Annotated in this window: 21 protein-coding genes; 13 read left to right on the top strand and 8 right to left on the bottom strand. The window is 60.1% G+C overall.

The window, feature by feature from the left end; genetic code table 11:
- Positions 1-2 precede the first annotated feature (2 nt).
- The 3 genes from VD17_RS23265 to VD17_RS23255 all read left to right on the top strand — a co-directional run bounded on the left by VD17_RS23265 (position 3) and on the right by VD17_RS23255 (position 4009).
- On the top strand, positions 3-1037 hold the full coding sequence (locus VD17_RS23265; RefSeq protein ID WP_046055852.1) for an aldo/keto reductase: 1035 nt from the start codon (positions 3-5) through the stop codon (positions 1035-1037).
- A complete protein-coding gene (locus VD17_RS23260; RefSeq protein ID WP_046055851.1) occupies positions 1034-2467 on the top strand; it encodes an NAD-dependent succinate-semialdehyde dehydrogenase in 1434 nt (477 codons plus the stop codon). Before VD17_RS23265 ends, VD17_RS23260 begins: the two co-directional genes overlap by 4 nt.
- Positions 2468-2644: 177 nt before the next feature.
- A complete protein-coding gene (locus VD17_RS23255) occupies positions 2645-4009 on the top strand; it encodes an MFS transporter (protein WP_046055850.1) in 1365 nt (454 codons plus the stop codon).
- 125 nt (positions 4010-4134) lie between these two features.
- Here VD17_RS23255 and VD17_RS23250 read toward each other — a convergent pair whose 3' ends face one another.
- The 6 genes from VD17_RS23250 to VD17_RS23225 form a co-directional block, all read right to left on the bottom strand.
- On the bottom strand, positions 4135-5010 hold the full coding sequence (locus VD17_RS23250) for a LysR substrate-binding domain-containing protein (protein ID WP_046055849.1): 876 nt from the start codon (positions 5008-5010) through the stop codon (positions 4135-4137).
- A 211-nt stretch (positions 5011-5221) separates the two neighbouring features.
- Positions 5222-6355, bottom strand: a complete 1134-nt coding sequence (locus VD17_RS23245; RefSeq protein WP_046055848.1) for a hypothetical protein — start codon at positions 6353-6355, stop codon at positions 5222-5224.
- 134 nt (positions 6356-6489) lie between these two features.
- On the bottom strand, positions 6490-8136 hold the full coding sequence (locus VD17_RS23240; protein WP_046055847.1) for a dipeptide ABC transporter ATP-binding protein: 1647 nt from the start codon (positions 8134-8136) through the stop codon (positions 6490-6492).
- A gap of 2 nt (positions 8137-8138) precedes the next feature.
- Complete coding sequence (locus VD17_RS23235) at positions 8139-8975, bottom strand: ABC transporter permease (RefSeq protein WP_046055846.1); 837 nt, start codon at positions 8973-8975, stop codon at positions 8139-8141.
- Entirely contained in the window at positions 8972-9925 is a 954-nt protein-coding gene (locus VD17_RS23230) for an ABC transporter permease (protein ID WP_046055845.1), read from the bottom strand. The genes VD17_RS23235 and VD17_RS23230 overlap by 4 nt, the downstream gene beginning before the upstream one ends.
- A gap of 77 nt (positions 9926-10002) precedes the next feature.
- Positions 10003-11646 (bottom strand): ABC transporter substrate-binding protein, encoded by a 1644-nt coding sequence (locus VD17_RS23225; protein ID WP_046055844.1) that lies wholly within the window; start codon positions 11644-11646, stop codon positions 10003-10005.
- A 368-nt stretch (positions 11647-12014) separates the two neighbouring features.
- On the opposite strand from VD17_RS23225, the gene VD17_RS23220 reads away from it, so the two are divergent.
- The 8 genes from VD17_RS23220 to VD17_RS23185 all read left to right on the top strand — a co-directional run bounded on the left by VD17_RS23220 (position 12015) and on the right by VD17_RS23185 (position 20761).
- Entirely contained in the window at positions 12015-12947 is a 933-nt protein-coding gene (locus VD17_RS23220) for a LysR substrate-binding domain-containing protein (protein ID WP_046055843.1), read from the top strand.
- A gap of 233 nt (positions 12948-13180) precedes the next feature.
- Entirely contained in the window at positions 13181-14605 is a 1425-nt protein-coding gene (aldA, locus tag VD17_RS23215; RefSeq protein WP_046055842.1) for an aldehyde dehydrogenase, read from the top strand.
- Positions 14606-14689: 84 nt separating this feature from the next.
- Positions 14690-16009, top strand: a complete 1320-nt coding sequence (locus VD17_RS23210) for an MFS transporter (protein ID WP_046055841.1) — start codon at positions 14690-14692, stop codon at positions 16007-16009.
- A 1-nt stretch (position 16010) separates the two neighbouring features.
- On the top strand, positions 16011-17228 hold the full coding sequence (locus VD17_RS23205) for a mandelate racemase/muconate lactonizing enzyme family protein (protein ID WP_046046632.1): 1218 nt from the start codon (positions 16011-16013) through the stop codon (positions 17226-17228).
- Positions 17229-17480: 252 nt separating this feature from the next.
- Positions 17481-19088: a GMC family oxidoreductase gene (locus tag VD17_RS23200; RefSeq protein WP_046055840.1), complete on the top strand. Its 1608-nt coding sequence runs from the start codon at positions 17481-17483 to the stop codon at positions 19086-19088.
- Between the two features lie 112 nt (positions 19089-19200).
- Positions 19201-19608 carry a response regulator gene (locus VD17_RS23195; protein WP_046055839.1) on the top strand — a complete coding sequence of 136 codons (408 nt, stop codon included), beginning with the start codon at positions 19201-19203 and terminating at the stop codon, positions 19606-19608.
- 159 nt (positions 19609-19767) lie between these two features.
- A complete protein-coding gene (locus VD17_RS23190) occupies positions 19768-19980 on the top strand; it encodes a DUF1059 domain-containing protein (RefSeq protein WP_008156959.1) in 213 nt (70 codons plus the stop codon).
- A 112-nt stretch (positions 19981-20092) separates the two neighbouring features.
- Complete coding sequence (locus VD17_RS23185; RefSeq protein ID WP_046055838.1) at positions 20093-20761, top strand: HAD-IA family hydrolase; 669 nt, start codon at positions 20093-20095, stop codon at positions 20759-20761.
- 106 nt (positions 20762-20867) lie between these two features.
- Here VD17_RS23185 and VD17_RS23180 read toward each other — a convergent pair whose 3' ends face one another.
- Both VD17_RS23180 and VD17_RS23175 read right to left on the bottom strand, forming a co-directional pair.
- Complete coding sequence (locus VD17_RS23180; RefSeq protein WP_046055837.1) at positions 20868-21527, bottom strand: methyltransferase family protein; 660 nt, start codon at positions 21525-21527, stop codon at positions 20868-20870.
- A 121-nt stretch (positions 21528-21648) separates the two neighbouring features.
- A complete protein-coding gene (locus VD17_RS23175; RefSeq protein WP_046055836.1) occupies positions 21649-22593 on the bottom strand; it encodes a GlxA family transcriptional regulator in 945 nt (314 codons plus the stop codon).
- A gap of 123 nt (positions 22594-22716) precedes the next feature.
- Here VD17_RS23175 and VD17_RS23170 point away from each other — a divergent pair, with 123 nt between their 5' ends.
- Positions 22717-23508, top strand: a complete 792-nt coding sequence (locus VD17_RS23170; protein ID WP_046055835.1) for an SDR family NAD(P)-dependent oxidoreductase — start codon at positions 22717-22719, stop codon at positions 23506-23508.
- A gap of 67 nt (positions 23509-23575) precedes the next feature.
- On the top strand, positions 23576-24508 hold the full coding sequence (locus VD17_RS23165) for a pyridoxal-phosphate dependent enzyme (protein WP_046055834.1): 933 nt from the start codon (positions 23576-23578) through the stop codon (positions 24506-24508).
- The last annotated feature ends 45 nt before the right edge of the window (positions 24509-24553 follow it).

Below are 24553 nucleotides of genomic sequence, written 5' to 3'. Positions count from 1 at the left end.
CCATGCAATACATTCGTTTGGGCAACTCCGGCCTTGAAGTTTCCCGCCTGTGCCTGGGCACCATGAACATGGGCACCCCGGACTGGAAACCGTGGATCTTCGACGAGAAGAAAAGCGAGCCGATCGTCGCGCACGCATTGAACAACGGCGTGAATTTCATCGACCTCGCGGATTTTTATTCCGCCGGTGTCGGCGAGGAAGTGGTGGGGCGCATCGTCAAGCGCCTGGCCCGTCGTGAAGACCTGGTGATCACCACCAAGGTCGGTTACGGGACTCGCACCGGGATCAACGCCAGCGGTCATTCGCGCAAGCACATCATGGACAGCATCGATGCGTCGCTGAAGCGTCTGAACATGGATTACGTCGATGTGTTCATGCTGCATTACTTCGATGTGAATACCCCGGTCGAAGAAACCATGAGCGCCATGAACGACATCGTGCGTTCCGGCAAGGCCCGTTACATTGGTGTCTCGACCATGCTCACCGGGCAACTGGCGAAGATCCTCATGGCCTGCGAGCGCAACGGCTGGGTCAAGCCGATCAACATGCAACTGCAACTGAACTGCGCCTACCGCGAAGAAGAGCGCGAGATGATCCCGTTCTGCCGCGATCAAGGCCTTGGGGTGTCGGTGTTCAGTCCGCTGGCCCGTGGTTTGTTGACCGGCGATGTGCAATCGACTCGCAACCAGACCGACTTCTTCACTCAGCAGATGTACAGCGACGAGGCTTCGTTCGAAATCGCCCATTCGGTACAGCGCGTGGCCCGAGCGCGCGGCGTGTCCAATGCGCAGATCGCTCAGGCCTGGGTCGCCAATCATCCTGGCGTGGATTGCATGCTAGTGGGCGCTGACACCACAGAACAGTTCGACAGCGCCCTGGCCGCGCTGGAAACCAAACTCGATGCCGAAGAGCTGCATGAGCTGGAACGCAATTACACCCCGTGCGACGTGATCAACGATTACACCGCCGGCAAACGTATCCTGCGTTCGGCCCGTCCGGGTCTGGAACGCTTCAACCTGACCGAGGCCGTGGCATGAGCGCGTTGATCCGTAACGGCAATTTCATCGACGGCCAATGGTCCAGCGGTGGTTCGACCTACCCGGTGTTCAACCCGGCGAACGGCGAGTTGATTACCGACGTACAAAAGGCCAGCGCCGAAGAAACCAACCAGGCCATCGACGCCGCCAACCGCGCTTTGCCAGCCTGGCGCAAGTTGACCGCCAAGGAACGCAGCCAGAAGCTCAAGCGCTGGAGCGAATTGATGTTGAGCAACCAGAAGGATCTGGCGACCTTGCTCAGTCGCGAGCAGGGCAAACCGCTGGCCGAAGCCATGGGCGAAGTGGTGTATGCCGCGAGCTTTCTGGAGTGGTTCGCTGAAGAAGCCAAACGCGCTTACGGCGACGTGATTCCAAGCCACAAGGCTGATGCGCGGATCATCGTGGTCAAGGAAGCCATCGGTGTAGTCGCTGCGATCACCCCGTGGAACTTCCCGCTGGCCATGGTCACCCGCAAGGTCGGCCCGGCGCTGGCCGCCGGTTGCACGATGATTCTCAAGCCGTCGGAAGAGACACCTTTATCAGCCTTCGCCCTGGCTGTGCTGGCGGAGCAGGCAGGCATTCCGGCGGGCGTGTTCAACATCGTGTCCGGCGACGCCGTGGCCATCGGTGGTGCGCTGCAAGCATCTGGCATCGTGCGTAAATTGTCGTTTACCGGCTCCACCCGCACTGGCAAGTTGCTGATGCGCCAAGCCGCCGACACCCTGAAAAAAGTCTCGCTGGAACTGGGCGGCAACGCACCGTTCATTGTCTTCGACGACGCCGATCTCGACGCCGCCGTGAAAGGCGCGATGGCCTCTAAATTCCGCAACACCGGGCAAACCTGTGTCTGCGTGAACCGCTTCTTCATTCAGGACGGCGTCTACGAAGCCTTCACCGGCAAACTCGCTGAAGCCGTTGCGGCGATGCGGGTTGGTAGCGCGCTTGAGGGTGAAACCGAACAAGGCCCGCTGATCAACTCGGCGGCGCTGGCCAAGGTCGAGCTGCACGTGAGCGATGCATTGGAGAAGGGCGCCAAGGTGCTGTGCGGCGGTCGTCGTCATGCATTGGGCGGCACGTTCTACGAGCCGACCATCCTCGCCGAAGCCAACAGCGAGATGCTGATTGCCCAGGATGAAACCTTTGGTCCGGTCGCTGCGTGCTTCCGCTTCAAGGACGAAGCCGAGGTGCTGCAAAAAGCCAACGACACGCCGTACGGTTTGTCGGCCTACTTCTATAGCCGTGACATCGGCCGGGTCTGGCGCATGGCCGAAGGCCTCGAAGCCGGCATGGTCGGGATCAATGAAGGGATCATTTCCACGGAAGTGGCGCCATTCGGTGGCATCAAGGAATCGGGGCTCGGTCGCGAAGGATCGAAGTACGGTCTGGATGACTACCTGGAAATCAAATACCTGTTAATGGGCGGCCTGTAACGCCCACCACACAACCAATGTGGGAGCGAGCTTGCTCCGGGCGGCGTTCCGACGATGAGGCCATCACTTTCAACATGGATGTTGACTGACACACCGCTATCGCGAGCAAGCTCGCTCCCACAAGTTCAAGAGCTATCGGTTTCATTTCTCCGTCAATAACAACAACTGGAGACGAATATGTCCGCTCAATCGATAAAGATCGATGACCTGCCCATCGGGCGCTTTCACATCAAAATCGCCGGCCTGACGTTCGGCGCACATTTCACCGACGGCTACATCCTCGGCCTGATCGGTATCGCGTTCACCCTGCTAAGCCCGCAGATGCACCTCGATGCATTCTGGCAGGGCCTGATAGGTGCTTCGGCGCTGATCGGTTTGTTTCTCGGCAGTCTGTTTTTTGGCTGGATTTCCGACAAAGTCGGCCGGCAGAAAATATTTCTGGTCAGCTTCGTGTTGATCACCATTGCCTCCGTGATGCAGTTCTACGCCGAGACGGCCATGGGCCTGTTTCTCTGTCGGGTGCTGATTGGTATTGGGCTGGGTGGTGACTTCAGCGTCGGCCATGCCATGCTGGCCGAGTTTGCGCCGAAGAAGCACCGTGGCGTATTGCTCGGTTCGTTCAGCGTGATCTGGACCTTCGGCTACGTGGCCGCGACCTTCGTCGGCACCGCCATGCTCAGTCTCGGTGATGATGCCTGGCGCTGGATGCTGGCCTCGTCGGCGATCCCGGCGGCGTTGATTCTGATTGCGCGTATCGGCACGCCTGAGTCGCCGCGTTGGCTGGTGAATCAGGGTCGGATTGCCGAGGCGCGAGCGATCGTCAAGAAGCATCTGGGCGACAATGTCGAGCTCGACGAAACACAATCCACTGAAACCCGCTCCGGCTACGCGGTGCTGTTCAGTCGTGAATACCGCAAACGCACCGCGTTCAATTGCCTGTTCTTCGTCTGCATCGTGATGCCGTACTTCGCCATCTACACCTTCCTGCCGTCGATCCTGCAGAAGATGGGCCTGTCCGAAGGCTTCGGCACCGAACTGATGCTGAACATGCTGCTGATCCTCGGCGCGCTGATCGGCATCTGGTGCACGATCAAATTCTCTCGGCGTGGGTTCCTGATCAACTCGTTCATCATCCTCGCGGTCGCGTTGTTCATGCTGGCCGTGTTGCCGAGCAATGCGGCGTTCCTGATGGTGCTGGTGTTCGGGCTGTTTACGCTGGTGTTGTCGGCGGTGAGCAATCTGGTGGGGGTATTTCCGGCCGAGAGCTTTCCAACGGAAGTGCGGGCCAGCGGGATTGGCCTGGCTACGGCGGTGAGCCGTCTGGGCTCGGCGGTCAGCACCTTCCTGTTGCCGGTGAGTGTGGCGGGGATTGGCCTGAGCCCGACCATGGGCATCCTGGCGGCGATTCTGGCGTTGGGGGCGATGCTGTCCTGGGCCTGGGCACCGGAAACCAAATCCCTGACGCTGAGCCAGGCGTGCAAGGCGCAGAGCCCGGTTGAAGGCAGTGCTCCGGTGGCCGTGAAAGTCGCGACATCGATCTAAAATACGCCACAAATCCAAATGTGGGAGCGGGCTTGCTCGCGAAGGCGGTGTGTCATTCAGCATAGATGTTTACTGACATGACGCCTTCGCGAGCAAGCCCGCTCCCACATTAGAACGTCAGTGGCTTAGGGATTGCTGACCAACCCCAACCATTCGGTAAATAGCCGCACCTTCGACAACCCTTGTTTGTCGTTCGCCACATCCAGCCAATAGCCATACGGCCCGACCACTTCCACCGGGGTGATCGGCAGCAGGCTGCCATTTGCCAGTTCCTTCTCAATCATCTGTCGGTCGATCACCGCCAGCCCACCACCGGCCAACGCGGTGTGGATCACCTGATCCAACGTGCTGAATTCCAGCCCTTGCCCGGCATCGACATCCTCCCGGCCCATGGCCGCCAACCAGTTCTCCCAGACCTTCAACCGCTTGCCGTCGTGCAGGATGTGCAGCAGCGGGAACTGCCGAAAATCCGGGGGTTGCCCGTCGCTGAACAGCTCCGGACTGGCCACCGCGATGTGGCGTTCCATCACCAGCAACCGACTGCTGCAATGGCTGGCGGGTTCGAGGCCGAAGCGGATGTGGCAATCAATTTCCGCGAGGCTTTCGTGGCTGCTCTGGTTGGTCACGCTCAGGCTGATGTCCGGGTAGCGTTGGCAGAACACGCGCAAATGCGCCGACAACCAGCGAGTCGCCCAGGTCGGCGGTGCAAGAATCCGCAGGCGCTGGCGCAGGTTGGGCACGCGTACCGCTTGCAGGGCGCGTTCGATATGGTCGAAGGCTTCCGCCAGATGCGGGGAGAGGGCGGTGCCGGTTTCGGTCAGCGTCAGGCCCTGGGGCGTGCGCACGAACAGCGCTACACCGAGGTAGTCTTCGAGCTGCTTGATCTGACGGCTGACCGCGCCTTGGGTGACGTTCAGACCGAGGGCCGCCTGGCTGAAACTACGATGCCGCGCGACCTCGTCGAAGACGCGCAGCATGTTGAGCGAGGGCAGTTGACGCATGGAAGTGGGGGCTCCGCACCTGACGCCGAAGTGGGGCAGGTTTTTGTTTTTCTTTGGGTGGTGGCCTATCTGACTATGTGTGGATGGGCTGATGCAAGTGGTGTTTGGACTGACGCCATCGCGAGCAAGCTCGCTCCCACAGTGGACCGCATTCCAATGTGGGAGCGAGCTTGCTCGCGAAAGCGTCCTGAAGAGCGCTAAGAAACCAGGATCAGAAGTAATACCCTATGTTCATGTACAACTGATTCTCCCAGTGATCCGTCCCGCCTGCCCCCAAACTCTGGGTATAACTGCTACCGCCGATGTACGGATCGTTCTTGCCATACAGCCATTCCGTGGCGATCCACAATTTGTTCAATGAGAATGAGGTGCCCAGGATCATCCGTTCCGAGGTCTTGAACTCGCTGGCGGATTTGTCGAAGGCGCTGTAGTTGGCGTACAGCTTCACGCCGCTGATCTGGTCGAACAGGTACTTGCCGGCGAGGTCGTAGCTCAGGTCCGCCACGTACAGATTGCCGCGACTGGCAACGTTATAGGTACCGTCGTAACCGCCGAGGGTCACCAGTTCGTCGGTGCCGGCGTTGCGCGGCGACATCTGCTGTCGCGCCGCTTGCAGTTGCACGCCCCACGGACCGTTCTTGCCCAGATAGTGCACGGCCACCGCGTTGCGTCGGCCGTCGTTGTCGGTGTCCTTGTTCTCCAGGGTCGAGGTCAGGCCGGAGATCCCGACTTCGGATTTCCACGGCCCCAGGTCCAGGGCCTTGGCCACTCGCAGTACGATGGTGTTGCGTTCCTGGTTGTCGCTGCCGTCGGCCACGTAGCTGTCGGCCCCGGACACCACGCTGGAATACGTCACGCCTTTGCTGGTGCCTTTGCCTTGCCACGCCGGTCGCAGGTAGTAACCGGCCTGGACGTTCCAGTCGCCGCTTTGTTGGATGTACTTGGCGCCGATCTGTTGCACATCTTCCAGGCCGATGACGTTGCCCAGGGTTTCGTAGAAGGTGCTGCCGAAGTACGGCTGCAAACCAAACGGCACGGTGTTCAGACCCACCTGCACCTGTTGGTCGGGGTTGAACTTGTAGCCGGCCCAGGCGTACTTGGCGAACTGGATGTCGCCGTAGTTCTTGGTGTACTGGTACGGATAAGAACGTCCGTAGAAACGGTACTGGGCCTCACCGATCCAGGTGTCGGAGTTGTATTTGGCGCTGAGGAACACCGTGTCCAGGCCAAACTTCTGGATGTCGCGGTCCGGGTCGTAGTCCCAACGGGCCCGGACGGCGCCGCCGAGGTCGAGGTTGTCGGTGACTTGAACGGCCATGGCCGGTGCCGCGAGGGCGCCGAGCATGGGTATCAATGCGATGGAACGGATAGCGCGAGGGGTGGTTGTGCGCACAGTCTTACTCCGGATTTCTGATTATTATTGGCAACAGCAACCCCGGCCGCAGCGAACGCTGCAGCGTGGGGGAAAGGGTTTTTTGGTCAGTGGGCCTGAGGTCGGATCAGCCTTAATGCAGGGGCGACGACGGGTGTGGCCGGTATCGCCGAAGCACCGGGTGCCGCCGCGAGCAGCGTCTGGGTGTAGCTGTTTTGCGGACGCAATAGCACCTGTTCGGCGGTGCCGTACTCGACGACTTCGCCCTGGCGCATCACCGCGATGTAGTCACTGATCTGGGCGGCCACCCGCAAGTCGTGGGTGATGAACAAAATGCTCAGGTTCAGTCGCTGTTGCAGTTCAGCCAGCAACTCCAGCACCTGCTTCTGCACGGAAACATCCAGGGCCGAGACACTTTCATCGGCGATCAGCACTTCAGGGCGCATCGCCAGTGCCCGGGCAATGCCGATGCGCTGGCGCTGGCCACCGGAAAACTGCCGGGGCTTGCGTTTGAGGGCGTCACGTTTGAGTCCGACCTGCTCCAGCAAGTCGCCGGCCTCGGTCCACGCATCCTTGGCCGACAACCCTCGTAACTGCGCGGCGCGGGCGATGATGTCGCCGACCCGATGGCGCGGATTGAGCGAGCCGTAAGGGTCCTGGAAAATCATCTGGATCCGCCGTCGATTGGCCGCCAGGGCCGAGCCGCGCAAGGCCAGAAAGTCCGTGTCACCGACCCAGACGTGACCGCTGTCACTGTCCACCAGCCGAATCGCGGCTTTCACCAAGGTGCTCTTGCCGGAGCCGGACTCGCCGACGATGGCCAGGGTTTTACCCCGTGGCAGTTGCAGCGACACATCCTTGAGCGCCGCCACCGAGCGGCCGCCGACGTTGTAGGTCTTGGTCAGGTGTTCGATGCGCAGCGCCAGTTCACCGTCGGCGCACGGAGCGTGCAATTCGGGATGCAGCGCCGGTACGGCAGCGATTAACTTGCGGGTGTACGGGTGGTTCGGCGCATTGAGCACTTGATCACGCTCACCGATCTCCACCAGCACACCGCCCTCCATGACGGCGATGCGGTCGGCAATTTCCGCCACCACGCCAAAGTCATGGGTAATGAACAGAATGCCGTGCTGGCCACGCCCGCGCAGTTCGCGCACCAGTTTCAGCACTTGCGCCTGGGTAGTGACGTCGAGGGCCGTGGTCGGTTCGTCGGCGATCAACAGGTCGGGGTTCATGGCCAGGGCCATGGCAATCACCACGCGCTGGCATTGGCCACCGGACAGTTGATGGGGAAAGCTGTTGGCGATCCGTGGCGGGTCCGGCAGATGGGTCGAGTCGAGCAAAGCGAGCATGCGTTCGCGACGCTCGGCGGCGGGCATCTGTGGGGCGTGGATGTCAAAGATTTCCTCGACCTGCTGACCAATGCGAATCGCCGGGTTCAGCGCCGCCATCGGTTCCTGGAAAATCATCGCGATGCGGTTGCCACGTAGCCGGCGCAACGAATGTTCGTCCATGCGGCAGATGTCGTCGCCAAGGAAGTCGATCACGCCTTCGCTATGGCGCAGGCCTTTGGCGTAGTCGCCCATGATCGCCGCCGAAAGCACCGATTTGCCGGAGCCGGACTCACCGATCACACAGAGGATTTCGCCCTTGCGCACATCGAAGCTGATGCCCTTTACGGCGTGGCTGCGGTCAGCGTCGGCGGGCAGTTCGATGGAGAGGTTTTCCACTCTCAGTACTTGCTGTTGGCTCATGCTCAACTCCTTGCGCCTTTCTGGGCGTGTTCGTCCAGACCGTCCGCCAGCAGGCTGAGGCCCAGCATCAGGGTGGAGATGGCAATGCACGGGAAGATCACCAAGTGCGGGAAAGCGATGGCCATGCTGCGGCCTTCGTTGATCATGCCGCCCCAGTCCGGAGTCGGCGGAGGCAGGCCGAGGCCGAGAAAACCAAGGGCGCCAATCATGATTGCGGTGTAGCCGATGCGCAGGCAGAAATCGACGATCAGCGGCCCGCCGCAGTTGGGCAGGATTTCCACCAGCATGATCCGCAGCGACCCTTCGCCCTGAGTAATGGCGCTGAGCACGTAATCCCTGGAGCGGATGTCGATGGTCAATGCGCGCATGATGCGGAAAATCGCCGGGGCGCTGGTGACGGTCACCGCAATCAGGATGTTCAGCGCCGAAGCACCGAGGGCGATGATGATCACGATGTACAACACCAGCACCGGGAACGACAACACGGTGTCGGCGACATAGGACAGCAAGGCGTCGACCCGGCCATTGAAGTAACCGGCGCACAGGCCCATGGCGATGCCCACGGCGAACGCCGTCAATGTCGCCAGCACCGACCAGAACAGCACGGTGCGAGTGCCCCAGATCAGCCGCGAAAGAATGTCCCGTCCGATCATGTCGGTGCCCAGCAAAAAGCTTTGGCCAGTACCGTCGCCGGTCATCGGAGTCAGCAGCGGGGTGAAGCTTTCCAGTGGATCGTGGGGCGCCAGCCAAGGCGCGAACATCGCCAGCAGCACCCAGCTGCCAACCAACAACAAGCCGAGTAAAGCCAAGGGATGTTTGAACGACTGCAGGAAGCTCATTGGCCACCTCCGCCAAGACTGCGCAAGGTGATGCGCGGGTTGAGCCAGGTGTAGGCCAGGTCCGAGAATATTTTTGTCGCGCCGACTACCACGCCACTGATCATTGCGCAGGCTTCGATCAGGTAGACGTCATGGTTCAGCGAGGCGGTGTACAGCAGCGAACCGAAGCCCTTGTAGGCGAAGAACACCTCGACCACGATCACGTTCGACAGCAGCCACGGGATGTACAACATGATCACCGTGATCGGAGCGATCAGCACATTGCGCAGGGCATGGCGCAGGACAATGCGCGAAGTGGACGCGCCCTTGAGCCGGGCGGTGCGGATGTACGGCGCCTGCATCACTTCGACCATCGAGGCGCGGGTGATCCGTGCCAGATAGCCGATGCCGAACAGGCACAGCACCATCAGTGGCAACGCCAGTTCAGCGGCATTGAAACCGTCGCTCATGCTGCTTACACCCGGCAGCCAGTTGAGCCAGAACACGAAGATTGCCGAGACGAACACCGCACTGGCGAAGTCCGGAATCGACGTGGTGACGATCGACAGGAACGACACCAGCCGATCCAGCGCCGAACCCTGACGAATGCCCGCCAGAATGCCCAGGGTCAGTGCCACCGGTACCATCACCAGCAGCGCAAGGCCGGCGAGGATCAGTGTTTGCCCAAGGTTCGGCAGCAACAGGTCGATGACCGGTTCGCGAAAGTGCACTGAAGTGCCCCAGTCGCCACAGAGGAAATCCTTGAGCCACACCAGGTAGCGCCACAGGAAGGGTTGGTTGTAGCCATGTTCGACCAGCCACGCGGCGCGCTGGTCGGCGGCGGAGTAGGGGCCGAGGACATTGATCGCCACGTCTTCGATGTTCAGTTCGAGGGCCGCGAATACGATCAGTGACACTGACAACAGGGTTGCTATCAATGCCAGTAATTTGCGCAACAGAAATTCAGCCATGCTTGCAAGCTCCGGCTATTCAAGGGAGGCCGGCCCGCCGCACCCGCAGGTGTGGCGAGCTGTTGTGGGGCTGTGCGTCAGGCGCTCAGCCAGACCTCATCCATTGGGTAGAAGTGCGAAGGGTGGACCTTGAAGCCCTGGACCTTTTTGCTGGTGGCGGTGAAGTTGTCGCCCCAGAACGGCTGCACCATGACGCAGGCGTCTTGCAGGATGCGCTCGACTTCTTCCATGGCCACGGCCCGCTGTTTCGGGTCGACAATGCCCATGGCCTTGTCCAGCGCGGCGTCGAAAGCCGGGTCGCTGTAGTGGCTTTCGTTCCAGGCCGCACCGCTGCGGTAGGCCAGTTCCAGGGACATCACGCCCAGCGGGCGGTGGGCCCAATAGGTCAGGCTGAACGCTGCCTTGTTCCAGATCGGCCAGTATTGGGTGGCCGGGATTACTTTCAGGTTGATGCGGATGCCGGCTTCGGCGCAGTTCTGTTGCAGGATCTGTGCGCAGTCCTGTTCGTAGCGGCCCTGGGTGTTACCGACGATCAGGTCGATGTCGATGCCGTTCGGATAACCTGCGTCGGCGAGGAGCTTCTTCGCCGCCACCACGTCCCGGGCACGTTTGGGCAGTGCAAAGTATTCCGGGCTCGACGGTGCGACGTGATGGTCTTCGCCGAGCGTGCCCATGCCGCGATAGGCGATTTTCAGCATCTGTGCGTTGTCGGCGCAGAGCACCACCGCTTTACGAATGCGTAAGTCGTCGAACGGTTTCTGGTCGCAGGCCATGCGCATGACGATGGTTTGCGCCGATTTGCAGGTCAGCAATTGCGCGCCCGGCAGACGTTTGGCCAAGTCGAGTTCCGCCACGGTCACCCGGTACAACACGTCCACTTGCCCGGCCTGCAATGCCGCCAGATGAGAGGAAATGTCGGTGCCCATGTCGACGTAGCGCAATTCGTCGAGGTTGGCCGGTTTGCGCCAGTAATCGGGCCGCTTGGCGAAGGTCGCCTGCTTGTTGACGGCAAACGACACAAGCTTGAATGGACCGGTGCAGAGGGGGTTTTTCGCCCAGTCGTCACCGGCCTTGAAGCTGCGGTGAACGATGGCGCAGGTGAAGGCGTTGAGCATTTCCGGGATCGCCAGGATCGGCCGCTTGAGCACCAGGCGGAACTGGAAGTCACCGAGTTTTTCGAAGGCGCTGATGTCCTGGAACGCGGTGCGGTTGACCGACTTGGAGTCGGTGGCAATCCAGCGCTGAATGTTGTGCTGTACGTCGTCGACGTTGAAGGTATCGCCGTTGCTCCACTTCACGTCCTGACGCAGGTTGAACGTCCAGGTCTTGAGGTCCTCGGACGGGCTCCAGCTTTCGGCCAGGTACGGGTGCGTGATGTTGTCGGCGTCAACCCAGGTCAGGAATTCCAGGGAATTGCGCAACAGGTTCGAGGCCTCGATCCAGGTGATCAGCATCGGGTCCTGGATTTCCTGGATGGCACAGGCAAAACGCAGGCTACCGCCCTGGCGCGGCGTGATGGCATCGTCTGCCCGGGCTGAATTGCCGAGCAGTGCAGAGCCGAGAAAGGTGCTGGCGCTGGCCACGGTGACGCCCAGCAGGGCGGCGGTGCGCAGAAACTGTCGACGATTGATCTCGCCACTTTTGACTTGAATGCACAGGTCGTTGACTGCTGGATGCGGCAGGGCGCCGTCCAGAGTTGTTAGCTCGTCGAGATGGGGCATGGGCAGCTCTCATGTTGTTTTTATTTGAGATGGCCGCAGTTTTGTCATCCGCGCAAAGATCGACAAACGATAAATTCAACGCGCAAACGTTCGATAAATGCATGTTACTGACGGATGGCTACGCCAGTGCTTGAGATAGACAGGCTGAATACGGACGTTGTGGGAGCGAGCCTGCTCGCGAAAGCGATCTGATTGCCACCTTTGTAGTGACTGAACGTCCGCTTTCGCGAGCAGGCTCGCTCCCACATAAGTCAACCCAGCGTGAAGCAGGAATCGTCCTGCACAACACAAAAATGCATGTTACTCAGGAAATTTCCTACGAGGCATGGGATGCTTTACACCTCGTCAGCCTCCCACGAGTGAGCTTAATGAAACGCAAAATGCCCGCGCTCAACGCGCTAAAAGCCTTTGAAGTCGCTGGCAGCACCGGCAGCTTTACCCGGGCAGCGGAGTTGCTCAACGTCACCCAGAGTGCGGTCAGCCGGCAGGTGCGTCAGCTGGAAGAACAGCTCGGCGAGAACCTGTTGGAGCGTCGCCATCATCACCTGGAACTGACCAGCGCCGGCCGGGTTTTGCTGCGGGCATTGCACCAGTCATTTGACAAAATCGAGCTGACGGTGCGCAGCATCCAGCAGAAATCCCACGCCAATCGCCTGCACATCAACGCGCCGCCGACCTTCACCAGTCGCTGGCTGATGCCACGCCTGGGGCGCCTCCGTGAGAAGCACCCGGAGCTGGAGTTGAGCATCACCACTCGCCTGCAAGACAGCTTGGCGGAAACCAGCACCCTGGACTGCGCGATCCGCTTTGGCGATGGCGAATGGGATGGCCTGGACAGCTCGCTGCTGATCCAGGAACGGCACATCGCGGTGTGCGCGCCGTCCTTGTATGCGCGGGAGTGGAGCGAGGGTGGCATTGACCTCAATCGCCTGACGCTGCTGCATGTGCTGGCCCGGGAGGACCAGCGCTACCTGACCTGGAAACACTGGCTGGACGCGGCGAAAATCAGCGGTGTCGACACTCAGGGCGGTTATGAATTCGACCTGCTGGACTTGGCCATCCGCGCGGCCACCGATGGCCTGGGCATCACCATTGCCGACTGGCACATGGTCGCCCCGGAACTGGCCAGCGGGCAGTTGACTCAAGTGCTGAACGTGCATGTGGAAGGGCATCAATCGTATTGGCTGGTGACCCGGCCGGAACAGACGCAGATGCCGCAATTGCAGGTGTTCAGTCAGTGGTTGCAGGAAGAGATCTGGTTGGCGCAAAGGCAGCTCGAACCCTCCACCGCCGCCACCTGAACACCCCCAAACCCATGTGGGAGCGAGCTTGCTCGCGATTGCGTAGTGTCAGGCAATGATGCTTCGACTGAAACACCGCCATCGCGAGCAAGCTCGCTCCCACAGGGAATCTCTTCGTTCCCAGGGGTAATATGCATTTTTCGAATGTTCCCCCGCTCAATAAATCGTTTGTTCAACCCGCTCAGGATGCCAAGACTGCTCGAACTGGATAAAAACAACGATGGGCGATTCACATGCGACTCGAGCGAAATTTTGTAAACGGTCACTTCATTGAGCCTGCCAGCGACGCGCTGATTGCGGTCTATAACCCGGCGACTGAAGCACTGGTCGGCCAGGTCTCGGCTGCCACGACGGCCGAAGCCACCGCTGCCGTAGACGCTGCCGCCGCCGCCCAGAAAGTCTGGGGCAAACTCACCAGTATCGAACGCGCCGAACACCTGCGCTCGTTTGCCGATGCCCTTGAGGCCTGCGCCAAAAATATCGGTGAAGCCCTGGCCGCGGAATCCGGCAAAAGTGTCGCCGATGCCAGCAACGAAGCCCGTTACGCCGCGCAGATCACCCGTTACCACGCTGAGTGGGCGCGCCGTATCGAAGGCGAGATCATTCCCAGCGACACCCCGAACGAAACCCTCTTTCTGCACCGCGAGCCGATTGGTGTCGTTGCCTGCCTTATTCCGTTCAACTACCCGGTCTATACGTTGCTGCGCAAAATCGCCCCGGCGTTGATTGCCGGCAACACGGTGGTGGTGCGTCCGAGCAACAACACACCGACCTCGGCCTTCGAAATCGCCAAGGCCGTGCAGCAATCCGGTTTGCCAGCGGGTGTGATCAACATTCTGACCATGAACCACGCCACGGCTGCTGCGGTTTGCACGCACAAGGCCGTCGGCCTGATCACCCTGACCGGCAGCGTCAATGCCGGGCGCATCGTGCTCGATTACTGCAAGGCCAACATCGCCAAGCCGTCGCTGGAGCTGGGCGGCAAGACCCCGGCGATCATTGAAGCGGACGCCGATCTTGAAAAAGCCGCCAGCGACATTATCGCGTCGAAGACCACGCACTGCGGCCAGTTGTGCACGGCGGTGGAGCGGGTCTACGTGCAGGAAAGTGTCTACGAGCAGTTCCTCGCGCTGCTCAAGAGCAAAATCAGCGCGGTGAAATTCGGTGACCGCGCCACCGATGCCAGCCTGATGGGCCCACTGGTCAACGCCAGTTCGCAGCAGAACATCCACGCGATGGTCGAGCGCGCTGTCGCCGACGGTGCTGTACTGGAAACAGGCGGTTTTATTCCGCAGGGCGGCGGTCATTTCTACCCGCCAACCCTGCTCAGCGGTTGCCGTCAGGACATGGAAATCATCCAGGAAGAAATCTTCGGGCCGGTGCTGCCGGTACTCAAGTACCGCGACATCGACGAAGCGCTGGCCATGGCCAACGATCATCAGTTCGGTCTGTCGTCGGTGCTGTACACCGAGAACTACCGCACCACGATGAAAGTCGCCAACGCCATCGAGGCGGGCGAGTTGTACGTCAATCGCACCCCGGCCGACCCGTACCAGGGTTTCCACGCCGGCTGGAAACGCTCCGGTTTGGGCGGCGATGACGGCAAGCACGGCATGCTTGAATTCACCCAGACCCGTTTGGTGGTCATGAAGTACTGATCCACCCGCGACACGCCTCACGCCACACCTATAAAAACAATTATTTGGGGCGCCCGGACCACCGGGCTGCCCGAGGTCTCACAGATGTCCAAGCCTGCAACCACTGTTGCCGCTGTTCAGGGTTCGAACGCGGGTTCAAAAAGCCACAGTGACAAGGGAAGTCGTTACATCCAGTTAATGATGTTGGTGCTCGCCGCCGGGGCGATCTACCCGATCCTTTATCTGCGCCAGGTCTACCAGACCACCATGCTCGAAGTGTTCCAGATCAACCACAGCGAGCTGGGTTATCTGTACTCGATGCTCGGCACGATTTTCCTTCTGAGTTATCTGCCGAGTGGCTGGCTGGCCGACCGCATCGCCCCGCGTTTCCTGATTTTCTTCTCGCTGGTCGCCACCGGTGCGCTGGGCTTGTGGTATTCCACCGCGCCCTCGATGACCGGGTTGATGATCATCTTCGGTTGCTGGGGGCTGACCACCGGCCTGACGTTCTGGGCCTCGGTGCTCAAGCGCGTGAAAATGATCGCCCACCACACGGAACAGGGCCGTTTTTTCGGCATCCTCGATGGCGGTCGCGGTTTAGTCGAAGCCTTGCTGGCGACCGTTGCGCTGGGCCTGTTTGCCTTCGCCACCGAAACCCGTGGGGAGTCCGCCGCCGAAGGTTTCAAGCACGTGGTCTACCTGTATGCATTCACCTGTATCGCCATCGGCTGTGTGCTGGTGTTGATCAAGGATCCGAAGTCGATGGAAGACACAGCGGCCGTAGAGAAGGGCAAGTACAACCTGCTCAGTGATCTGGCCACCCTGGTGAAAATCCCCGAGCTGTGGCTGGTGACGGCCATCGTGTTCTGCGGTTATCACATCTTCTGGGCCACCTACAGTTTCTCCGATTACCTGCAGGGAAGCGGCATGACCGCAGTCATGGCCGGCACCATCACCACCATCAAGTTGTGGATGCGCCCGATTGGCGGCATCGGCGGTGGCTGGCTCGGTGACAAGTTCTCCAACATTTCGGTACTGGTCGTTGCGCTGTTTTTGGCAACACTGGCGATGGTCGGCCTGATCGTGTTTCCGGCGCTCAACAGCATGGGCTTGCTGATCGGCACGGTCATCTTCATCGGCCTGATGACCTACGCCATTCGCGGTTTGTACTGGGCGATCCTCGACACCTGCAACATTCCGTTGCGCATTACCGGCCTGGCGATTGGCATTGTCTCGGTGGTCGGTTACTTGCCCGATGCCTTCATTCCCTTGATCAACGGCTACCTCACCGAGCATTTCCCGGGTGCCTTTGGTTACAAGCTGTATTTCGGCTACATCGCTTTCGTCGGTCTGCTCGGAACCCTGGCAGCCCTGACCCTGCGCGCTCGAATCAATCGTCAATCTTTGAACATGACAGGTGCCTGAGATGAAAATCGTCGCCCTTGAAACCCATATCGTTGCCGTACCGCCACCGCACATCGGCGGCATGTACTGGCTGTTCGTCAAGCTCAAGACCGATTGCGGTATTGAAGGCGTGGGCGAAATCTACGCCGCGACCTTCGGCCCCAAAGCCATGCTGCCGATCATCGAAGACGTGTTCGAACGCTACCTGCTCAACCACGACCCGCACCACATTGAGCGCTTCTTCCGTCAGGCCTATTCGAGCGGTTTCACCCAGCGTCCGGATTTGACCATGATGGGTGTGGTCAGCGGCCTGGAGATGGCGTGCTGGGACATCATCGGCAAAGCGGCGAACAAACCGGTTTACGAATTGTTGGGCGGTAAGGTCAACGAACGCCTGCGTTCCTACACCTACCTGTACCCGGTCAACAGCAAGGGCGAGTATGACTACGACGACCCGGACCTGGCCGCCGAGTGCGCCATCGAGAACATGAACAAAGGTTTCACGGCCGTGAAGTTCGACCCGGCCGGACCGTACACCGCGTACTCCGGGCACCAGATTTCCCTGGAAGTGCTCGAACGCTGTGAAACCTTCTGCCGCAAGATTCGCGAAGCGGTGGGCGACAAGTGCGATTTGCTGTTTGGCACCCACGGGCAAATGGTGCCGTCCTCGGCGATCCGCCTGGCCAAGCGCCTGGAGAAATACGATCCGCTGTGGTTCGAAGAACCGGTGCCGCCGGGTCAGGAAGAGGCCATGGCGCAAGTCGCGGCCAAAACCAGCATCCCGATTGCCACCGGAGAACGGCTGACCACCAAGTACGAATTCTTCAAGTTGTTGCAGGCCGGCGGTGCGTCGATTCTGCAGATGAACGTCGCTCGCTGCGGCGGTCTGCTGGAAGCCAAGAAAATCGCGAGCATGGCCGAAGCCTATTACGCGCAAATCGCCCCGCACCTCTACAACGGGCCGATCGGTGCGGCGGCGAGTTTTCAGTTGGCCACCTGTACGCCGAACTTCCTGATCCAGGAAAGCATCATGACCTGGGGCGGGTTCCACGCCGAAGTCCTGACCAAACCGTTGCAATGGGAGGATGGCTACATCATTCCGTCCACCGAACCGGGCCTAGGGGTGGAGCTGAACATGGACGTGGTGCGCAAGCATTCGCCGTACACCGGCGAGCGCCTGCACCTGCAAATGGCGCCGACCCCGGCTGACGTCAAAGACACATCGCCAGCTCGAGGCTGACGGGATTTGCCGCACAAACGCAAAACCTGTGGGAGCGAGCTGTGTGGCGAGGGGATTTAGCGACACGTCGCACCGCCCCATTGGGCTGCGAAGCGGCCCCAAAATCGAAAACCACGGTGTATCAGATGCACCGCAAACAATGGTTTTACGACTGCTTCGCAGCCGAACGGGGATAAATCCCCTCGCCACGCAGCTCGCTCCCACAGGGGGTGGGCGGTTTTTTTTGTACAACGACTTACGCGGTAACCGTGCATGACTTACGACTACATCATCGCTGGCGCAGGCGCCGCAGGCTGCATCCTTGCCAATCGGCTCTCTGCGTCCGGGAAACACTCGGTGTTGCTGCTGGAAGCGGGCGGCAAGGACAGTTCTCTGTGGTTCAGGATCCCGGTCGGCTTCGCCAAAATGTATTACAACCCGACCTTCAACTGGATGTACTACAGCCAGCCGCAAAAACAGCTGAACAACCGCGAAATCTATGCCCCGCGGGGCAAGGTGCAGGGTGGTTCCGGCTCTATCAACGCGATGATCTACGTCCGTGGCCAGGCCCATGACTTTGATGACTGGGCGGCCAATGGCAACGATGGCTGGAGCTTCAAGGACGTGCTGCCGTATTTTCGCAAACTGGAAAACCATCCGCTGGGCGACAGCGAGTACCACGGCGGGAGCGGCCCGATCAGCATCACACCTATGAAGGGCCAGACCCATCCGATTTGCGATGTATTCCTCAAGGGCTGCGATGAACTGGGTTATCCCCATAGCGACGACTTCAACGGCCCGAAATTTGAAGGTTCCGGCATCTATGACGTCAACACCCGCAACGGTCAGCGTTGCTCCAGCAGTTTTGCGCATCTGCATCCGGCATTGAGCCGGCCGAACCTGACGGTTGAGCATTACGCGCTGGTGGATCGGGTGTTGTTTGATAACGGCCGGGCGACCGGGATTTCCATCACCCAGCACGGCGTGGTGCGGACATTTACCGCCAACAAGGAAGTCATTCTTTGCGCCGGTGCCGTGGACACGCCGAAGATCCTGCAATTGTCCGGTGTCGCGGATCAGGCGCTGCTGGCCAGACACAACATCCCGTTGGTCAAACACCTGCCGGCGGTAGGGCAGAACCTGCAAGACCACCTCTGCGCCAGTTACTACTACAAGGCCAACATCCCGACGCTCAATGATCAACTGAGCTCGCTGTTCGGTCAGTTCAAACTGGGTTTGAAATACGTGTTCACCCGCAAGGGCGCACTGGCGATGAGCGTCAATCAGGCCGGCGGATTCTTCCGTGGCAATGAGCAGCAAGCCAATCCTAATCTGCAGTTGTACTTCAACCCGTTGTCGTACCAGATTCCAAAAAACAATAAGGCTAGCCTCAAGCCGGAACCGTATTCAGGCTTCCTGTTGTGCTTCAACCCGTGCCGACCGACCAGTCGCGGGTACATCGAGATTGCTTCGAAAAATCCGCGGGACGCGGCGCTGATCGACCCGAATTACCTGAGCACGCAAAAGGACATCGACGAGGTGATCCAGGGCAGCCGCTTGATGCGCAGAATCATGCAGGCGCCGGCGCTCAAAGGCATTACCGTCGAAGAAGTGCTGCCGGGGCCGGCCATCGAAAGTGACGAACAGATGCTGCAGTACTTTCGCGAAAACAGCGGCTCGATTTATCACCTGTGCGGTTCCTGCACGATGGGCGCGGACGAACAGAAGTCGGTGGTCGACAAGCGCCTTAAAGTCCATGGTTTAGATGGTTTGCGCATTGTCGATGCATCGATTTTCCCTAACGTGACCTCTGGCAATACTCACGCTGCCGTGCTGATGGTGGCGGAGAAGGGCGCCGATCTGATTTTGCAGGACGCCTGATTCACCGCCCGATTGCATCAAAAATGAATTTCCGCGAAGTCCGCTGCTCATACCTGTAGGTAGCGGATTTAAGCGCGCGAAATCATTTAGGCAATCAGGGAGTGGCACAGTCATGAGACCAGTATCGAAGGCGGGCGATCATCTCCTTGGCGGGTTGATTCTTGTGGTGGAGGACGACCCGCTGATCCTGGAGTTTCTCTGCGAAATTCTTCAGGAGGAAGGCTTTTTGGTTGAAGCGCATGTCAGTGCGGATGCCGCGTCAGCGTATCTGGAACAACACTCGGACGGCGTCCGTCTATTGCTCACGGACATCACCATGCCAGGCAAACTCAATGGCGCGGACCTGGCCAATCTGTTTGGCGACCGCTGGCCGAACAAACCGATCATGATCATGTCCGGTTTCGAAACACCGGAAAGCGCCGGGGTCAGGCATTCGGTGTCGTTCATCAAGAAACCGTGGGCGCTTGGGCAGTTGCTGGACTGTGTCGAAGGTGCCTTGAAGTCGAAACATACCCTGTAGAACCACTACAACCTGTCACGATGCGGCTTGTGGCGGGCCTATACTTCAAGAGTCGGCACACTCGGTGCGACATGCAGTCGTGTTGGATGGATGAGATGGCGCGTCGAGTGATCGTTCACGCAGGCCACGGCCTGCCTTCGTCGTAGGGAGGAGAAGATCATGGCGCGTAAATACATCGACTGCCGCGAGTTTCCAAGCGATGCCAAATGCTCGGTCGCACTGTCCGCAGACTCTGAAAACGAACTGCTCGAGGCCGCCGCACAGCATGCAGTCAGTGTTCACAAGCACACCGATTCACCGGAACTGCGTGCTCAACTGAAGACCATGTTTCACGACGGCACCCCGCCTGTTGAAGCACCACGTCCCGCTTAGTCAGGAAATCCTCTGGAGGAGTTGCCGAAGGCTCGGGCCGCGTTCGGCAGCTCCTCGCAAATGCTACATTGTTCGGCGAACCCGCCTGGCACTTGCGAGAGGAAGCTCCCCCTTGTCTGCTCAAGAATCCGTCTTCAACACCCCGTACCGCGCTTTTCTGTTTGATATGGACGGCACCGTCCTCAATTCCATCGCCGCTGCCGAGCGGATCTGGGCGGCCTGGGCCGTGCGCCACAGCGTCGATGTCGAAACCTTCCTGCCCACCATTCATGGCGTTCGCGCCATCGATACCATCAATCGCCTGGCGTTGCCCGGGGTGGATGCCGAGGCTGAAGCGGCGTTCATCACCGAGGCGGAAATCGAGGATGTCGAGGGAATCATTGAGGTGCCTGGCGCGGCAGACTTTCTGAAGTCGCTGCCTGCCAATCAATGGGCAATCGTCACTTCTGCGCCGAAGGCATTGGCGCTGCGGCGGATGGCCGCGGCGGGTATTCCAGAGCCTTTGGTGATGGTCACTGCCGAAGACGTCAGCGCCGGAAAACCCGATCCCGCGGGTTATCGACTGGCGGCCAAGCGCTTGGGCGTTGAACCGGCCGATTGCCTGATTTTCGAAGACGCCACCGTGGGCATTCTCGCCGCCGAGGCAGCGGGCGCGGGCCTGATCGTAGTGACCGCGACCCACGACCATCCGCTCCAGACCCCGCACGCCACGCTCGCCAGCTATGAGTCGGTCGTAGCCCATGTGGATCACGACGACCAAATCTGCCTGCACACCAACTAATGTGGGAGCGAGCTTGCTCGCGATAGCGGTTTAACATTCAACAATAATGTCGACTGATAGCCCGCCATCGCGAGCAAGCTCGCTCCCACATTAGGATTTTGTTGTTTCAGTAAACCCCGGGAATCAACCGCCAACTGCGGGCGCAGTAAGCCTCGTATTCGCTGCCGAACTGCGTCCTTAACAGCGCTTCTTCGGCGTGAATGCGGGCGATCAGCGGGATCAGCGTCACCGCGGCCAGCAACAGGCCAACGCCGGAGCGAAAGGCCAGTGCCCAGCCCACTGCAGTGATCATCAGCCCCAGATAACTGGGGTTGCGCAAGGTGCGATAAATCCCGTCGGTGACCAGCGTGTGCCCCGGCTGAATCGCCACCAGTCCACTAAAACGCTTGCCCAGCACAAACACCGGCCACAGCCGCAGCGTGCCGCCGATGATGAATAGCAACGCCCCGAGCCAGCGCACACCTTCGCCACCAAAGGTCCAGAAATCGATCCGGTCCGTATAGGCCGGCAAATACCCGCTCAATAAACCGATCACCCCGAACGCCGGCAGCACCCAGCGATTGGCCCGGTCTTCACGTTCGCCGGAACTCAGGTTGACCTCAGTGAACAAGGACGCGATGGCCATCACCAAAGTGGCACACACGATGACCACCAGCGGTGTATGAGAGAAAAACGCCGAGAACCCGCCGAGCCCCCACACCGCGAGCCCGAGGTAGGCGAGGGTGGAAACTACGGCGAAAAACGCCAGTTTGGCCGAGATTTTCATCTACATCTCCACAAACGAACCTGACACCGTTCATTGTAGGAGCTGCCGCAGGCTGCGATCTTTTGATCTTGGCCGTCCTCAATACCGCTCAAGATCAAAAGATCGCAGCCTGCGGCAGCTCCTACGTGGCGTCGGCCCTGGCATTACGCCGAATCACCTGCGGCGGCTGCCCGAACGCCCGAAGGAAGGCTTCGCGCATGCGGCGGCAGTCGCTGAAGCCGGATTCTTCGGCTATCTGGTCGAGGGTCAGGCGCCCGCGTTCCAGCATCTGCCGTGCTGTTTCCAGGCGCAGGTTCTCGATGGCTTTGGCCGGTGATTGACCGGTTTCCGCCCGGAAGGCCCGGCTGAACTGCCGAGGGCTGAGGCGCGCGACGTCCGCCAGTTGCTCCACCGACAACGTCTCGGTGAGGTGTTCTCGCGCATAGCCGAGGACGGTTTGAATACGGTCGGATTTCGCTTCCAGTTCCAGCAGCGCCGAGTGTTGCGACTGGCCGCCCGCACGGCGGTGGTACATCACCAGTTTCTGCGCCACGGAACGGGCGAGTGCGGCGCCGTGATCCTTTTCCACCATGGCCAGCGCCAGGTCGATGCCGGCGGTCATCCCGGCGGAGGTCCAGATCGAACCATCGACGACGTAGATGCGGTCTTCTTCGACCTTGATCGACGGAAACCGCGCTTGCAGCTCCCGTGCATAAGCCCAATGGGTGGTGGCCCGCCGTCCGTCGAGCAAACCGGCCTGGGCCAGGACGAACGCCCCGGAGCAGATCGACGCCGTGCGCCGTGCGGTTTTAACGTTTGTGCGCAGGTAGTTCAGTACCCCCTCGGGCGCCTGCTCGAGGATGGCATCGCCGCCCACCACAATCACCGTATCGAACACCCGCTCACCAAAGGCCTCGGTGCCGACGCTCAGTCCACCGGAAGCGCGCAATATGCGGCCGTCTTCGGACAGTACGCTGACGTCATACAGCGCTTCGCCGGCGCTGAAATTGGCGTACTCGAACACCGGCATGGCCGCCAGCGCCATGGACTGGAACCCTTCAAACACTACAAACGCCACGGAAGTCATCGAGATGTCCTCAAAAGGTCATGTCCGAAAAACGTACTTTAAACGTCATTTGAGACGATCGTTAGACCATTTATAACGATTCACACCCGGCGACGTTATCGCCTCACTGTGAAGGAAATCGACATGGCCCTCTCATCCAAAGGTACCGCGCTGATCACTGGCGCTTCTTCGGGCATCGGCGCGGTGTATGCCGACCGACTCGCCCGGCAGGGTTACGACCTGATTCTGGTCGCCCGCAGCCAGGCAAAACTGAACGCCCTGGCCAACCACCTGAGTAACGAAACCGGTCGCACAGTCGAAGTGGTCGCCGCTGATCTGAAAGACAAGGCCGACGTGCGGCGGGTCGAAGAAATTCTACGCTCCGACGCCAGTATCACCCTGTTGGTCAACAACGCCGGGGTCGGCGCTGTCATGCCGCTGCTCGGCAGCCCGGTGGATGACATGGAAGACATGATCACCCTCAACGTGACCGCGTTGATGCGCCTCGCTTACGCGGTGGTGCCAGGCTTCGTCGCTCGCGGCACCGGGACGGTGATCAACATTTCCTCGATCGTTGCCATCGCCCCGGAAATTCTCAACGGCGTGTATGGCGGGACCAAGGCGTTTGTCCTCGGCCTGAGCCAATCCATGCACCGCGAGCTGGCCGACAAAGGCATTCGGATCCAGGCCGTGCTGCCCGGAGCCACCGCCACCGACTTCTGGAGCGAGGCCGGCAACCCGGTGGAAAACCTGCCGCAAGAGATCGTGATGTCTGCCCAGGACATGGTCGATGCCGCGCTGACGGGCCTGGCGCAAGGCGAAGTGGTGACCATTCCGGGCCTGCACCAAGGCGACCAGTGGGACACCTACGAAGCCCAACGCCAGACGCTTTCAGGCTTGTTCGGCAATTCCACGGCCGCACCGCGTTATCGCTGAAGCGGTAGCCTCCGGGCAGGGTGAACTAAGCTTGGATAAGGACTGTTCACCCTTAAGGAGCTTCACCATGCTTCACATCAGAACGCCGTTGATTCTGCACCCAGGCCTGTCGACGCCGGCCCGGCGGATCTGGCTCAAGCTGGAAAACCTGCAACCCAGCGGTTCGTTCAAATTGCGCGGCATGGGCCTTTTGTGCAGCCAGGCAAAGGCGCAGGGCAAACGCAAAGTCGTCTGTCCTTCCGGCGGTAATGCCGGGTTCGCCACCGCCGTGGCTGCCGCCATCCTGGGGTTGAAAGCCTGCATTGTGGTACCGCACACCACTCCCGAAACCACCCGCGCACGGATCAGGAAAACCGGTGCCGAGGTGATCGTCCATGGCAAGGTCTGGGACGATGCAAATCAACGGGCGAAGGAACTCTCGCAAGGCGCGGACACTGAATACGTGCCGGCCTTCGATCACCCGGTGTTGTGGGAAGGGCACAGCACGATAGTCGATGAAATCCTCGAAGATTGTCCTCAGGTCGATGCAATGGTGACGTCGGTAGGGGGTGGTGGTTTGCTGGCGGGCATTCTCACCGGGTTGATTCGCCATGACCGCATGGACTGCCGGATCATTGCTTGTGAAACCCAGGGGGCGGCCTCTTTTGCGGCAGCGGTCGCTGCCGGGCATCCGGTCAGATTGCCGCGGATCGACACTGTGGCCACTTCGCTAGGCGCTGCTCAGGTAGCCGCCTGGCCGGTGAAGCACATCCTCGATTTCCCCCATGAGTGCGTGGTGCTTAGCGATGACGAGGCGATCATGGGCGTGGTCCGATACGCCAACGACCTGCGTCAGTTGGTCGAGCCGGCGTGCGGCGTTTCGTTGGCGATTGGATACCTGGACCATCCGGCGATTGCCGGTGCCCATGATGTGGTGATTGTGGTGTGCGGCGGCGTGAGCATCAGCGCGCAACTGGTGGCGGGTTGGGCGCGATTATCCACCGGTATTGAAGCAAGGTAGGGCTGCAAACGCTATCCGGGTGCCGCAAGCCCTACCGCTGGTTTT

The organism is Pseudomonas fluorescens (genome assembly GCF_000968015.1).
Lineage (GTDB): Bacteria > Pseudomonadota > Gammaproteobacteria > Pseudomonadales > Pseudomonadaceae > Aquipseudomonas > Aquipseudomonas fluorescens_W.
The sequence above is the reverse complement of the archived record's forward strand: the minus strand, read 5'-3'. Positions and strand labels throughout refer to the sequence as shown.